This is a genomic window from Planobispora rosea, assembly GCF_014648175.1.
In the GTDB taxonomy this organism is placed as follows: domain Bacteria; phylum Actinomycetota; class Actinomycetes; order Streptosporangiales; family Streptosporangiaceae; genus Planobispora; species Planobispora rosea.
In genome coordinates this window covers 93,152-106,362 of sequence record NZ_BMQP01000012.1, presented here as the reverse complement: position 1 = coordinate 106,362, position 13,211 = coordinate 93,152, and the positions used below count along the sequence as shown (strand labels likewise).

The window sequence follows — 13,211 nt, the reverse complement described above, 5'->3', positions numbered from 1 at the left end:
GTGACATTATTGATCACGGGGCCGGTTCCGGGCCCTCGCCGCACACAGTCGTTCGTCGCCGGCGCACGGACCGCACGGGACGGAAAGCTCCGTCCCGTGCGGTCCGGTGGTGAGCGGTCAGTCCGCCACGGCGAGGACCGTGCCCGCGCCGACGGTGAGCCCGCCCTCGCGGATCGCGAAGCCGAGGCCCGGCTCGACCGCCACCGCCCTGCCCAGCTCCACCGACACCTCCACGGTCTGGCCGGGCTGCGCGGCCGACGGCAGCGTCAGCTCACCCGGCACGTCGGTGGTGCGCAGGTAGAACTGCGGCCGGTACCCGGAGGCGATCGGCCGCCGCCGTCCGCCCTCCTCGGCGGTGAGGAGGTACAGCCGGGCGGTGAACGACCGGCGGGCGCGCTGGCTCAGCGGAGCCGCCAGCACCATCCCGCGCCGCACCTGCTCGCGCTTGACCCCGCGCAGCAGGACGGCGGCGTTGTCGCCCGCCTCGCCCCGCTCCATCGTCTTGCCGAACGTCTCCACCCCGGTGACCACCGCGGTGAACCCGTCGCCGAGCCCGACGACCTCCACCGAGTCGCCCACCCGTACGGTGCCCCGCTCGATGGCGCCGGTGACGACCGTGCCCCGGCCGGTCACCGTGAGCACGTTCTCCACCGGCATCAGGAACGGCGCGTCCACGTACCTGACGGGCACGGGGATGTGCTCGTCGACCGCCTGGAGCAGCGCCTCGACCGACGCCGTCCACACCGGGTCGCCCTCCAGCGCCCGCAGTCCGGACACCCGTACCATCGGCGCGTCCGGGTAGCCGTGCTCGGCCAGCAGGTCGGCCAGCTCCAGCTCGACCAGGTCGGTCAGCTCCGGGTCGGCGCCGTCGGCCTTGTTGACCGCGACGACCAGGTGCTCGACGCCCACCCGGCGGGCGAGCAGCACGTGCTCCCTGGTCTGCGGCATGATGCCGTCCTGGGCGGACACGACGAGGATCGCACCGTCGAGCTGCGCCGCCCCCGTGATCATGTTCTTCACGTAGTCGGCGTGGCCCGGCATGTCCACGTGCGCGTAGTGGCGGGTGGCGGTCTCGTACTCGACGTGCGAGATGTTGATCGTGATGCCCCGCAGGTGCTCCTCCGGGGTCCGGTCGATCCGCTCGAACGGCGTGTACGTGGCCTGGCCCCGCTCGGCGAGCACCTTGGTGATCGCGGCGGTCAGCGTGGTCTTGCCGTGGTCGACGTGGCCCATCGTGCCGATGTTGAGGTGCGGCTTGTTGCGCACATAGGCCTGCTTGGCCATGAGGTCTCTTCCTTCAGACTGCCTGGATCCGTCGTGACCCGTCTCGGGTCGGCAACCTCCCCCCGCCGGGTCACGTCGGACGTACGGGAAGAGGTCAGCGCTCCAGGCCGTCGCAGGCACGCTCGAAGACACCCGCGGCGGCGGGCGTCACGAGGCGAGCGTGCCGGAACATGATGACCATGATGGCCCGCTCAGCGGTGGCGGGCAACGGATTATTCCCCGGACCCCGGACCCCGGACCCCGGACCCCGGACTCCGGCCCGGAGGCCGGGTCCGGGACGGTCAGTCCTTGAAGTAGACCAGCTGGTGGCTGGACGCCAGCAGGGTGCCGTCGCGGCCCCACATCCGGGCGGTCTGGTCGAAGTAGCCGCGTGAGAAGCGGTGGGTGCGCGCGGTTCCCAGGATGTGATCCTCGCCCTGGGCGGCGATCTCCCCGGCGTCGGCGTGGAAGTACACGGTGAGGGAGACGGTGCCGGCCGCCATGTACCGGCCGCGCCGCAGGAACACCCGCGGGTAGAACACGTCGCACATCGACGCCAGCGCCGGGAAGTCGAGGGGGCGGGCCGGGGCGTCGCGCACCCACAGGGTCGTGGTCGAGTCGGGGTTCTCGCCGGTGTCCTGGTCCGGTACGGCGCCCTCGACGAACCGCATCTCGTAGTTGCGGGCCCAGGCGATGAAGTCCGGGAACTCCTGTACGGGCACGGCCTCCGGCGGCGGCGCCGGCGGCATGCCGGCCTCGGTGTCCGACCAGGTGTCGCGGTGGATGCCGAAGACCGCGGTGGCGGTGGTCGTGACGACGCCGTCCTGCGACAGCTCCAGCAGCCAGTGCTGGTTGGTGCGGTTGCTGCGCACGATCCGCGTGGTGATGTCGAAGTCGCCGTCGGCCACGGGAGCGGCGTAGTTGACGGTCAGGGAGAGCGGATCGCCGAGCCGGTCGGGATGCTGCTGGACGGCCCGGACGAGGGTGGCGGCGGTGATGCCGCCGAAGGGGCCGACCATGTTCGCGTACTCCGGCCGGGTCCGGCTCGTGACGCGGCCGTCGGCCGCGGGGGCGAGTGCGATGGCCGTGTCGAACGGGTGCGGCGGAGCGCCGGTCTCGATCACGCTGTCTCCTTGGAGCAGGACGGGGGTTTCCGGTGCACACCGGTTCTATGTATGACAACATACATAGAACCGGAGGGAGCGAGAGCGGCGGGATGACGAGACGACAGGACCGGGACGGCCCCCGGGAGGCGATGATCCGCAGTGCGGTCAAACTGATCCGCCGGCGCGGCGTCGCCGCGGTCTCGTTCGCGGACGTGCTGGCCGACAGCGGTGCGCCGCGCGGCTCGGTCTACCACCACTTCCCCGGCGGCAAGTCCCAGCTCGTCGAGGAGGCCACGCGCAGCGCCGCCGACCATCTGAGCACCGGAGTGACCCGGATACTCGACGCGTCGGATACGCCGGGCGCCCTGCGCGCGCTGGCCGACCTGTGGCGCCGCGGCCTCGAAGCCGGTGACTACGCCGTCGGGTGCCCGATCGTCGCGGCGGCCCTGGGCACCGAACGGTCCGCCCGCGACGTCGCGGGGGAGACGTTCGCGACCTGGTGCGGCCTGATCTCCGACAAGCTCGTCGCCGACGGGGCCGACCGGCAGCGGGCGCGGTCCGTGGCGGTGCTCGTGGTCGGCGCGCTGGAGGGCGCGCTCGTCCTCGCGCAGGCCCAGCGCGCCTCGGCGCCCCTCGACGCGGTGGTCGACGAGCTGGGCGCGCTGTGCCGGTCAGTGATCGACGTCACCCACCCGGCCTAGCCGTGTCACACGTCCGGCTCAGCCGTTGTCCAGGGTGAGCAGGCCGCGCCGGAAGGCGGTGGCGACGGCGGCCGCGCGGTCGTTGACGCCGAGTTTGGTGTAGATGTGCAGCACGTGGCTCTTGACCGTGGCCTCGCTGATAAACAGGCGGGCAGCGACCTCGCGGTTGGTGGCGCCGTCGGCGATGAGGTGGAGGATCTCCAGCTCCCGGGCGCTCAGCGGGTCGGCGGGGGTGCGGACCTGGCCGAGGAGGCGGGTGGCGACCGAGGGGGAGAGCACGGCTTCGCCCCGCGCCGCCGTACGGACGGCACGCAGGAGCTCGTCGCGGCCGGTGTCCTTGAGGAGGTAGCCGGTGGCGCCGGCCTCGATGGCGGGCAGGACGTCCCGGTCGGTGTCGTAGGTGGTCAGGACCAGGACGCGGGCCGCGCTGCCCAGCCGGGCGAGTTCCTTGATGGCGGCGACGCCGTCCGTCCCGGGCATGCGCAGGTCCATGAGGATCACGTCCGGGTTCAGCGCCCGCGCGAGCTCGACGGCACGGGCGCCGTCGGAGGCCTCGCCGAGGACCTCGAAGTCCGGGTCGCCGGTGAACATGCCGCGGATGCCGTCGCGGACGACGGGGTGGTCGTCGGCGATCAGCAACCGGATCGGGGTGCCGGGCGTCGCGGGGATCTCAGCCACGGGCCACCGCCGGGACGCTCGCCGAGACCGCGGTGCCACCGCCGGGCTCGGACTCGATCTCCAGCGTGCCCGCCAGCCGGCTGACCCGCTTGCGCATCGCGGTCAGGCCGAACCCCCCGGCCTCCCGGACGCGCTCCGGGTCGAATCCGGCGCCGTCGTCGCGGACGTCCAGGGTGACCACGTCCCCCATGTACGACAGGGTCAGCCCGACCCGGGACGCGGCGGCGTGCTTGGCCGCGTTGGCCAGGGCCTCCTGCGCCGTGCGGAGCAACGTCTCCTCGACCTCCAGATGCATGGGACGGACCGTACCAGTGACGGTGAAATCCGCACGCACCCCGTTGAGCTCCCCCCACCGGGCCACGACGTCCTCCAGCGCCTCGGGCAGCGGGGCCGCCTCCAGCTGGCCGGGCCCGACCGCGTGCACCGAGCGCCGCGCCTCGGCGAGGCTCTCGCGGGCCAGCCCTATCGCGTTGTCCACGTTGCGCCGCCAGTCCTCGGCCTGCTTGGCCGCCTGGAGCTGGGCGATGATGCCGGTCAGCCCCTGGGCGAGGGTGTCGTGGATCTCCGCCGCCATGCGCTGCCGCTCGTCCATCACGCCCGCCTCGCGGGCCTGGACCAGCAGCTGGGCCTGGAGCCCGGCGTTCTCCCGCATGGCCTCTTCGAGCTGCGCCACCATGCGCCTGCGCTCGTCGCTCCGTTCGGCGGTGACCTCTCCGACGAAGCTGAACAGGCTCACTCCCGCGACGATGGCGGCGGTGAAGAACAGGTAGGTGAAGATCGCGAAGGGGGTGGGCTCGGGCAGGCCCCCGTTGTAGGTCGCGACGCTGATCGCCGCCGTGGCGCCCACCCCGGCCAGCCGCCACGCCCCCTTCAGGTACTGCCAGGAGTGGAGGAATCCAACGAAGCCGAAGAAGCTCGCGAACCACACTCCCTGCGTGCAGAGCGCGCCGATCAGAACCACCAGCCCGGCCACGTAGACCGCGCCACCGGCCGCGCCCCGCGGCATCAGCCACATCCAGGTGGCCGCGAGAGCGGTGAGGCCGAGCGTGATCCAGGGGTTTGCGCCGGTCAGCAGCGAGAGCACCGCGGAGACCGCCAGCAGGACGTACGGCGCAGCCGCCATCTGGCGCTCCAGCAGCCGTTCCCATCGGTCGAGCCGGCCGGTCATCCGTCACTCCCAGCGGAAGAGCTTGGCCGCCGTGAGGCTGACGACCAGGGCGTAGGCGGCCAGCACCCCCAGCAGCAGGGGGCTGGGGGCACCGCCCGCCCAGACCTCGCGCAGGCTCTGCCCGAAAGCACCCAGGGGGGTGTACTCCCCGATGCGGGCCACCATAGCGGGCATCTGGTCCTTGGGCTGCATGAGCCCGGCGAGGTAGGCCATCGGGAAGTACAGCAGGACCCCGATCCCGTTGGCGGCCCGGCCGTTCGGCGCCAGCGCCGCGATGAGCAGGCCGATGGCGAACATGCTCGCCGTACCGAGGAGGAACACCAGCGCCGCGGACGCGACTCCGGTGGGCAGCCGGGCGCCGAGGACGGTGCCCGCGACGGCCAGCAGCAGCCCGCAGGCGGTCACCGCGAGGATGAGCTGCAGGAGCAGCTGCACCACCAGCAGGTTCCCCGGGCGCACCGGCGTGGCGGACAACCTGCGCAGGATCCCCCGCTCGCGGTAGGTGGCCAGGGTGGTGGGCAGCAGGTACAGGCCCACCATCCCCACGGCGATGGCCAGCGCCATCGGCAGCAGCACGGTGTCACCCGGCTCGATCGAGCTTCCGAACACCACCAGGATGAACAGCGGGATGAGCAGCGAGAACAACGCCCCGGGCTCCCGGGTCAGCAGCCTGGTCTCGACGACGGCGAGCTTCATCATGATCGAACTTCCTTTACTCGAAGGACCGGCCGGTCAGGGCGGCGAACGCGTCGTCCAGGGTGCGCTTGTCGATGCGGAGATCGCTGACCAGGATGTGGTTGCGAGCCAGGTGCGCGGTGACCGCGGTGGCGAAGTCACCCCGGCCCGTGACGACCACCCGCCTCCCCTCCCGGGACACGCCGATCACCTCGGGCAGGTCCTCCAGGCCGGCTGTGTCCCCCTGGCCGCTCGCGTCCTCGGTCATCAGCGTGAACCGCATCCGGTGCTCGCCGCCGACCAGTCCTGCCGGGGTGTCGATCGCCACGACCTTGCCGCGGTCGAAGACGGCGACGCGGTCGCACAGCTCCTCCACCTCGTCCATGAAGTGGCTGACCAGCACCACCGTCACCCCGCTCGCCCGGACCTTCTTGACCAGCTCCCAGGTGGTACGGCGGGCCTGCGGGTCCAGGCCCGTGGTCAGCTCGTCCAGGAAGGCCACCCGCGGGTTGCCGACCAGCGCCAGTGCGATGAACAGCCGCTGCTGCTGGCCGCCGGACAGCTTGCCGAAGCGGGCGTCGCGTTTGTCGGCCAGCCCCCACTCCTCCAGCAGCTCCCGCCAGTCACGCGGGTCGGCGTAGAAGGAGGCGTACAGGTCGAGCGCCTCCCACACCTTGATGTTCTCCGGCAGCTGGGTCTGCTGGAGCTGCACCCCGATCCGCTCGCGCACCTTGCGCGCGTCCTTGACCGGGTCCAGCCCGAGGACCCTGATCGACCCGCTGTCGGGCCGCCGCAGGCCCTCCACGCACTCCACGGTGGTGGTCTTGCCGGTGCCGTTCGGCCCGAGGATCCCGAAGATCTCGCCCTCCTCCACGGAGAACGACACCCCGTCCAGAACGGTCAGGCCCGCGTAGCTCTTGCGGAGGTCTGTGACTTCGATGACTGCCATGGATCAAGCATCTTCCGCCTGCGTCCGGGGCGAATCGGCCTGCCGGTCATGCTTGGCGGCGAATGGTGCTGACCGGAGAATCCACCGAACGGTTGATGCCGCCGGGCGGCCGTCCCGTGCTTCCGCGAAGCGCCGTCACGGCGACGGCGTCTCCGACGAGATCCGCGTCGGCCTCGACGGCGACGGCGTCACCGACCACGCCGAGGAGCAGGACCCCTTCCCACCGCCTGACCCCGATCAGGCGGTGCCGACAGCAGCGGGTGCCCGGAGGCGGGCGAGCTGCCGGTCGTGCGGACGGCTGAGCAGCAGCAGGGAGGTGGTGGCGCCGATGAGCGCGCAGGCCATGTCCCACTGGGTGTCCCACTGGTCGCCCTGCACGGCCAGGAAGGCGTCGGCGGCCTCCCCCGCCGCCAACGCCGCCCACCACTCCAGCATCTCGAAGAACGCGCTGAAGGCCAGGCACACGCAGACGGTCAACGGCGCCAGCCAGGCGCTGCCCCGCAGCGGGGAGGTCCGTACCAGCAGCTCACGCATCAGGATCGCGGGAACGAAGCCCTGCATCAGGTGGCCGATGCGGTCGTAGGGATTGCGTGACAGCTCCAGCACGTCCTGCAGCCAGTGGCCGAACGGGACCCGGGCGTAGGTGTAGTGCCCGCCGACGATCAGCACCAGTGCGTGGGCGGCCAGCAGGCAGCAGGTCAGCGAGGTGAGCGGGAAGCGCCGCCAGATCACCACCAGCAGCGGCAGGCCGCCGATCACCCAGAAGACCTCCAGCAACCAGGTGAACCGGTCATGAGGCCGCAGCCCGGAGACCACCAGCGCGAGAAGCACCAGCGCGGCCAGTACCGGGGGCAGCCGCCGTGCGGCAGGCGCGAGGACCATGGCTCACCTCGAGAACGTTCGGCGTCGTAACCGGGCTTCACCGGTGCGCGGCAGTGCGGTCCCGGCTTTCCTCAGCCTCCCGTACGGCCTGCCGATGGAGCGGTGTGAACGGTTCCCGGGCGTGGCGGGTCTACCTCCTGGGCGGCGTGGCCGCCCTGGTGGTCTTCGCGCTGTTGCCGTACGGCATGCCGCGTGACGTGATGTGCGTACTGAGCGGCCTGGTCACCGTGGCCGTGATGTGGCGTTCGGCCGCGCGCCGCCGCGGCGACGCCGCCCTGCCCTGGACGCTGCTGATGTTGGCCCAGGTCACCATGGCCGCCGGTGACGCCCTATGGGTCTACTACGAGTACATCGCCGGGACGGACCCCTTCCCCTCCGCAGCCGACGGCCTCTACCTCGCGCAGTACCCGATCGTCGCCGCGGCGCTGTTCATGCTCGTCCGGCGCCGCCGCTCCCCCGGTGACCGGGATGCCTGGCTGGACGGCGCCATCGTCGTCGTCGGTCTCGCCCTGCCGTACTGGGTGCTGATCAGTCCGGGTCTCGGCGGCTACGGCTCCGTTCTCGCGGAGGCGATCGCGCTGAGCTACCCCGTCGGGGATGTGCTGCTGCTGGCCGGGCTCGCCGGAGTGCTGACCATGACGCGCGCGCGGACGCCCGCGCTCCGGATGATCGTCGTGGCCGTCGTCTGCCTCCTCGCCGGAGATGTGATCTTCGTTCTGGCCGACGATCCCGCGGCACTGGCCCTGCCGATCGATGTCATGCCCTACCTGCTGAGCTACCTTTTCTGGGGCGCGGCGGCACTGCACCCCTCCGCCGCCGACCTGCTGCGGACCGGACCGGAGCCGATCACGCCCGTGACGACGCGCCGGCTGCTGGGGCTGACGGCGGTCGTGCTGCTCGCCCCCGGTACCTCGGTCGTGTGCTTCGCCCTGGGGCTCCATCCCCGCACTCTGGCCGTCGCGACCGCCTCCGCGGTCCTGTTCGTCCTGGTCGTCACCCGCATGGCGGGCATGCTGCGCCGCCTGGGGGAGCAGGCCCGGCTACTGGACGAGATCGCCCGCACCGACGTGCTGACCGGCCTGCCCAACCGCCGCACCCTCGACGCCCAGCTCACCCGGGAGTACGAGCGCGCCGCCCGCGAGGCCGCGCCCCTGGCGCTGGCCCTGATCGACCTCGACCGGTTCAAGCGGTTCAACGACACCCGCGGACACCAGGCCGGAGACGCGCTGCTGGCCGGCGCCGCCACGGCCTGGAGCCTGGCGCTGGGCGGCGGCGGCATGCTGGCCCGCTACGGGGGCGAGGAGTTCGTGCTGCTGATACCCGGCCGCGACCTGGACGAGGCCGAACACCTGCTGGCCGCCCTGCGCGCCGTCACCCCGGAGCAGCAGACCTTCTCGGCGGGCCTGGCTCTCTGGGACCACCGCGAGACCCCGCTTGAGCTGCTCCGCCGTGCCGACACCGCGCTGTACGCGGCCAAGGAGGCCGGCCGGGCCCGCACCGTGCGGGCCGAGCCGTCCCATCGGGCCTCACCGGTGTCCGGATAGCTCATGTTCCGGCGTTCTCTGCCGATGGGACGTCGTAACCCCTCTGCCTTTCGCTGTTCCTGCAACTCATCGACCTCGTTCCGGAAGGACCTGATCGTGAACGACTCCGCCGTCGGCACCGCGAGCCCCGTGGTGACCGTACGTCGCAACCCGGTGCTGGGCTGGTTCGCCGACCGCCGCATCGGAACCAAGATTGTCATCGCCATGCTGATCATGGCTGTCATGGGTGCGGGGGTCGGCACGGTGGCCCTCATCCGGATGAGCGGGCTGAACGACGACCTGAACACCATCAATCAGGGCAACGTCCAGCGCCTCGTGCACCTCAGCAACATGCGCGGCAACATGGCCGACATGATCGACGCCACGCTCGGCTACAGCACCATTCCCGACCCGCAGATCAAGGCCGGCGCCAAGAAGAACATGGAGGAGTACACCGCGGGGGTGACCCGCGAGTTCGAGGCGTACCGGACCAAGGCCCCGTCGGACCCTTCGTGGCAGAAGGCCGTGGCGGACTTCGACGAGGCGTGGAAGCAGTTCCGCTCCCTGCGTGACGCCGTCGTCCTCAACGAGGGCGGGTCGGCGGAGTTCAGCTCCCCCGCCGAGGCCCAGAAGTTGATCGCCGAGTTCGGCGCCGTCACCGCCGCCTTCAAGGACGCGCTCAAGCGGCTGGCGGACTACGAGCAGCAGGCCACCGGGGTGATGACCGCCGCGGCCACCGACCGGTACGACAGCGCCCGCACCCTGATCCTGGTGCTGCTCGGCACCGGCCTGGTGCTCGCCCTCGCTCTGGCCCGGATCTTCTCCCGTCAGATGGCGCGTTCGGTGGACTCACTCTCCCGGACGCTGGAGGCCACGGCCAAGGGTGACCTGACGGGAACCGCCGAGATCACCTCCCGTGACGAGATCGGCCAGATGGCGATGGCGGTCAACCAGGCCAACGCCGCCATCCGGCGGGCCATCGAGGAACTGGCCACCAGTGCCGACACCCTGGCCGTCAGCTCCGAGGAGCTGACGGCGGTCAGCGACCGCATCGCCTCCTCGGCCGAGGAGGCCTCCGTCCAGGCCGGCAACGCCGCCACCGCGGCCGGTGAGGTCTCGGCGAACGTGCAGACCGTGGCCGCGGGATCCGAGGAGATGGGCGCCTCCATCCGGGAGATCTCGCACAACGCCAACGAGGGCGCCAAAGTCGCCTCCCGGGCGGTGACGGTGGCCGAGTCCACCAACACCACCGTGGCCCAGCTGGGCACCTCGTCGGCGGAGATCGGTTCGGTCATCAAGACCATCACGAGCATCGCCGAGCAGACCAACCTGCTGGCGCTCAACGCCACCATCGAGGCGGCCCGCGCCGGAGAGGCCGGCAAGGGCTTCGCGGTGGTCGCGGGCGAGGTCAAGGACCTGGCCCAGGAGACCGCCAAGGCGACCGAGGACATCTCCCGCCGGGTGGAGGCCATCCAGGCCGACACCGAGAGCGCGGTGGCGGCGATCGCCGAGATCAGCCAGATCATCGGCCAGCTCAACGACTACCAGCTGACCATCGCCAGCGCGGTGGAGGAGCAGTCGGCCACCACCAACGAGATGAACCGCAGCGTGGCCGAGGCCGCCTCCGGCAGCAGCGACATCGCCGGCAACATCTCGGTGCTGGCCGACGCCGCGCGTCTGACGGCCACGGGGGTGGGCGAGAGCCGGCAGGCCGCGGCCAACCTGGCCGAGCTGTCGGCCCGCCTGCACCAGCTGGTCTCCGGCTTCCGCTACTGAGGCCCCGGGGCCGCGGCCGGCCGTGCCCGCAAGGTCACGGCCGGCCGCGGCCCGCTCCCGTGACCGGACCGATGCCCGGGGCCGGCTGCCCGGACCACCCGCGTCACTCGCTGCTGCCGTCCGTTCTTCCCTCGGTCTCCCGGCCGGTCTCCTCACCCGGGCGCGCGTAGGCGGGTTCCGGCATGGCCGCGCCCAGGCCGGACGCGTGCTCGGCGGGGTTCTGCAGCTCGTCCGGGAAGGAGCCGCCGGGCGGCCTGCCCTCCTGCTCGTCGCTGTAGTACTCCCGCGGGTCGCCGGGGAGGTCGGCGTCCGGTATCTGGCTTCTGTCGAATTCGGTGTCCTTCATACCGCCCACGTACCCGGGCGGTCCTGCTCCTACCACCGGCCCGGCCCGCCGCACCGGTCACCGGGCGGCCGGGACGGGAGTCTCGTCCTGAGAGGGCCGGGCGGCGGTTTCGGGCCCGGACCGGCGCAGGACGACGAGTCCCACGACGAACGCGGCGGCGAGCAGCCCGGCGGAGACGGTGAACGCCAGCCGGTAGCCGCCGGTCAGCGCGCTCGCCTGGCTCCCGCCCGCGGCCAGCAGCTGCTCGGCGCGGGAGGCCGCCAGCGTGGACAGCACCGCGACGCCGATGGCCATGCCGACCTGCTGGGTGGTGTTGAACAGGCCGGAGGCCAGGCCCGCGTCGCTCTCCCGGGCCCCGGACATGCCGAGCGTGGCCAGCGCCGGGAGCACGAGCCCGCCGCCGGAGATCAGCAGCATCACCGGGAGCAGGTGGGTGACGTAGTCGGCGTTCACCGGAATCCGGGTGAGCAGGCTCATCGCCCCGATGAGGAGTGCCAGACCGGCCAGCAGGATCGCGCGGGCGCCGAAGCGCGCGCCGAGCCGGGCGGAGGCGAACAGGGAGATCGAGCCGATGCCCACCGCGGCCGGGAGCATCGCCAGGCCGGTGTCCAGTGCGCCGTACCCCAGGACCCGCTGCATGTAGAGCGCGACGAGGACCTGGAAGGCGAACATCCCCGACAGGGCCAGCATCTGGGCGAGGTTGGCCCCCACCACGTTGCGCGAGCGCAGGATCCGCAGCGGCATGAGCGGGGTCCGGGCCGTGGCCTGCCGTACGGTGAACGCGGCGAGCAGCGCCAGCGAGATCGCGCCGAGGCCGAGGGTGCGGGCGGCGAGCCAGCCGTACCGCTCGACCTCGACGACGGTGTAGATGCCCAGCATCAGGCCGGAGGTGACCAGGACGGCCCCGGCGACGTCGGCCCCGGCGGCCAGGCCGATCCCCCGGTCGGCGGGCAGTACCCGGATCGCCAGCACGACGGCGACCAGCCCGATCGGCACGTTGATGAGGAAGATCCACTGCCAGCTGAGGGCGTCGGTGAGCACCCCGCCGAGGACCTGGCCGATCGAGGCGCCGGCGGCCCCGGTGAAGCTGAAGATCGCGATTGCCCTGCCGCGCTCGCCGGGCTCGGTGAACAGCGTCACCAGGATTCCCAGCACGACGGCGGAGGCCATGGCGCTCCCGACGCCCTGCAGGAACCGGGCGGCGATCAGCAGGCCCGGGCCGGTGGCCGCGCCCGCCAGCAGGGAGGCGGCGGTGAAGACGACGTTCCCGGCCAGGAACATCGTCCTGCGGCCGATCAGGTCGCCGAGCCGTCCGGCCAGCAGCAACAGCCCGCCGAAGGCGATCAGGTAGGCGTTGACGATCCAGCTCAGCCCGGCGGGCGAGAAGCCCAGTTCCTGCTGGATGGCGGGCATCGCGACGGTCACGATGCTGCCGTCCAGGATGGTCATCAGTCCGGCGGCGGACAGCACTCCGAGGGCGGTCCAGCGCGAGTTCCGCGGACTCTGCGGACTCCGCGGGCTCCGCGGGTTGTGCACGTTCGACATGGTCCCTCCCGTTCAAGGTCGACAGGAGAGACCGTAGCAAATAGTTTTGTAATAATCTATCTCTATCGGACTTATCTACATCCGACTTATCTTGGTCGTCCTACTTGCTCCGCTCCCGTGCCCGCCGTACCTGCCTCGGCGTCTCCGCCGGAGCGGCGAGGTGCCCGGTCACCAGGCGGTTCAGCGCCCGGACCAGGACCTCGCGCTCGTCGTCGGGGAGGGCGCCCAGGGCGGCCCGGTGCACGCCGTCCACGATCTCCTGGCTGCGCCTGGCGATCTCCGCACCCGTGTCGGTGACCGCGATGATCCGCGCCCGGCGGTCCGTGCTGGACGGGCGCCGCTCGGCGTACCCCGCCTTCTCCAGCGCGTCGACGGTGACCACCATCGTGGTCTTGTCCATGTCGCCGAGCTCGGCCAGCTGGATCTGGGTGCGCTCCTCCTCCAGCGCGTGCACCAGGACGCAGTGCATGCGCGGCGTCAGCCCGATCTCGGCCAGCGCCGCCGTCATCTGGGAGCGCAGCACGTGGCTGGTGTGGTCGAGCAGGAAGGACAGGTCGGTTTCCGTGCGGGTGGGAGCCATCGCGGTCATACCGCCAGCC

Annotated in this window: 13 protein-coding genes; 3 read left to right on the top strand and 10 right to left on the bottom strand. The window is 71.7% G+C overall.

The features are described from left to right. Positions 1 to 117: 117 nt before the first annotated feature. Positions 118 to 1,284: an elongation factor Tu gene (tuf, locus tag IEZ08_RS14395; RefSeq protein WP_068927974.1), complete on the bottom strand. Its 1,167-nt coding sequence runs from the start codon at positions 1,282 to 1,284 to the stop codon at positions 118 to 120. 281 nt (positions 1,285 to 1,565) lie between these two features. Continuing rightward, complete coding sequence (locus IEZ08_RS14390) at positions 1,566 to 2,387, bottom strand: acyl-CoA thioesterase (protein WP_068927975.1); 822 nt, start codon at positions 2,385 to 2,387, stop codon at positions 1,566 to 1,568. A gap of 92 nt (positions 2,388 to 2,479) precedes the next feature. On the opposite strand from IEZ08_RS14390, the gene IEZ08_RS14385 reads away from it, so the two are divergent. Next, positions 2,480 to 3,070 carry a TetR/AcrR family transcriptional regulator gene (locus IEZ08_RS14385; protein WP_068927976.1) on the top strand — a complete coding sequence of 197 codons (591 nt, stop codon included), beginning with the start codon at positions 2,480 to 2,482 and terminating at the stop codon, positions 3,068 to 3,070. 18 nt (positions 3,071 to 3,088) lie between these two features. On the opposite strand, the gene IEZ08_RS14380 is transcribed toward IEZ08_RS14385, so the two are convergent. The 5 genes from IEZ08_RS14380 to IEZ08_RS14360 all read right to left on the bottom strand — a co-directional run bounded on the left by IEZ08_RS14380 (position 3,089) and on the right by IEZ08_RS14360 (position 7,422). Beyond that, positions 3,089 to 3,748 (bottom strand): response regulator, encoded by a 660-nt coding sequence (locus IEZ08_RS14380; RefSeq protein WP_275424727.1) that lies wholly within the window; start codon positions 3,746 to 3,748, stop codon positions 3,089 to 3,091. Continuing rightward, complete coding sequence (locus IEZ08_RS14375) at positions 3,741 to 4,916, bottom strand: sensor histidine kinase (RefSeq protein ID WP_189242295.1); 1,176 nt, start codon at positions 4,914 to 4,916, stop codon at positions 3,741 to 3,743. Before IEZ08_RS14375 ends, IEZ08_RS14380 begins: the two co-directional genes overlap by 8 nt. A 3-nt stretch (positions 4,917 to 4,919) precedes the next feature. Beyond that, a complete protein-coding gene (locus tag IEZ08_RS14370) occupies positions 4,920 to 5,615 on the bottom strand; it encodes an ABC transporter permease (protein WP_068927978.1) in 696 nt (231 codons plus the stop codon). A 13-nt stretch (positions 5,616 to 5,628) separates the two neighbouring features. After that, on the bottom strand, positions 5,629 to 6,540 hold the full coding sequence (locus IEZ08_RS14365) for an ABC transporter ATP-binding protein (protein ID WP_068927979.1): 912 nt from the start codon (positions 6,538 to 6,540) through the stop codon (positions 5,629 to 5,631). Positions 6,541 to 6,777: 237 nt separating this feature from the next. Beyond that, complete coding sequence (locus IEZ08_RS14360) at positions 6,778 to 7,422, bottom strand: DUF2238 domain-containing protein (RefSeq protein WP_189242294.1); 645 nt, start codon at positions 7,420 to 7,422, stop codon at positions 6,778 to 6,780. A gap of 104 nt (positions 7,423 to 7,526) precedes the next feature. Between IEZ08_RS14360 and IEZ08_RS14355 the strand changes: the two genes are divergently transcribed. Together IEZ08_RS14355 and IEZ08_RS14350 are read left to right on the top strand one after the other, a co-directional pair. Beyond that, positions 7,527 to 8,966 carry a GGDEF domain-containing protein gene (locus IEZ08_RS14355; RefSeq protein WP_084780794.1) on the top strand — a complete coding sequence of 480 codons (1,440 nt, stop codon included), beginning with the start codon at positions 7,527 to 7,529 and terminating at the stop codon, positions 8,964 to 8,966. 96 nt (positions 8,967 to 9,062) lie between these two features. Next, positions 9,063 to 10,721, top strand: a complete 1,659-nt coding sequence (locus IEZ08_RS14350; RefSeq protein WP_203863176.1) for a methyl-accepting chemotaxis protein — start codon at positions 9,063 to 9,065, stop codon at positions 10,719 to 10,721. Positions 10,722 to 10,824: 103 nt separating this feature from the next. Here the strand turns inward: IEZ08_RS14350 and IEZ08_RS14345 are convergent, their stop codons facing one another. From IEZ08_RS14345 to IEZ08_RS14335, 3 genes are all read right to left on the bottom strand, one after another. Next, positions 10,825 to 11,067 (bottom strand): hypothetical protein, encoded by a 243-nt coding sequence (locus tag IEZ08_RS14345; protein WP_068927981.1) that lies wholly within the window; start codon positions 11,065 to 11,067, stop codon positions 10,825 to 10,827. Between the two features lie 57 nt (positions 11,068 to 11,124). After that, positions 11,125 to 12,612: an MFS transporter gene (locus tag IEZ08_RS14340; RefSeq protein WP_068927982.1), complete on the bottom strand. Its 1,488-nt coding sequence runs from the start codon at positions 12,610 to 12,612 to the stop codon at positions 11,125 to 11,127. 100 nt (positions 12,613 to 12,712) lie between these two features. Further along, on the bottom strand, positions 12,713 to 13,201 hold the full coding sequence (locus tag IEZ08_RS14335) for a MarR family winged helix-turn-helix transcriptional regulator (protein WP_068927983.1): 489 nt from the start codon (positions 13,199 to 13,201) through the stop codon (positions 12,713 to 12,715). Positions 13,202 to 13,211: the final 10 nt, after the last annotated feature.

What these genes read in the sequence shown, in the direction of transcription:
- tuf (WP_068927974.1), bottom strand. Translation starts at nt 1,284, where the DNA reads ATGGCCAAGCAGGCCTATGTGCGCAACAAGCCGCACCTCAACATCGGC.
- IEZ08_RS14385 (WP_068927976.1), top strand. Translation starts at nt 2,480, where the DNA reads ATGACGAGACGACAGGACCGGGACGGCCCCCGGGAGGCGATGATCCGC.
- IEZ08_RS14375 (WP_189242295.1), bottom strand. Translation starts at nt 4,916, where the DNA reads ATGACCGGCCGGCTCGACCGATGGGAACGGCTGCTGGAGCGCCAGATG.
- IEZ08_RS14370 (WP_068927978.1), bottom strand. Translation starts at nt 5,615, where the DNA reads ATGATGAAGCTCGCCGTCGTCGAGACCAGGCTGCTGACCCGGGAGCCC.
- IEZ08_RS14365 (WP_068927979.1), bottom strand. Translation starts at nt 6,540, where the DNA reads ATGGCAGTCATCGAAGTCACAGACCTCCGCAAGAGCTACGCGGGCCTG.
- IEZ08_RS14360 (WP_189242294.1), bottom strand. Translation starts at nt 7,422, where the DNA reads ATGGTCCTCGCGCCTGCCGCACGGCGGCTGCCCCCGGTACTGGCCGCG.
- IEZ08_RS14345 (WP_068927981.1), bottom strand. Translation starts at nt 11,067, where the DNA reads ATGAAGGACACCGAATTCGACAGAAGCCAGATACCGGACGCCGACCTC.
- IEZ08_RS14340 (WP_068927982.1), bottom strand. Translation starts at nt 12,612, where the DNA reads ATGTCGAACGTGCACAACCCGCGGAGCCCGCGGAGTCCGCAGAGTCCG.
- IEZ08_RS14335 (WP_068927983.1), bottom strand. Translation starts at nt 13,201, where the DNA reads ATGACCGCGATGGCTCCCACCCGCACGGAAACCGACCTGTCCTTCCTG.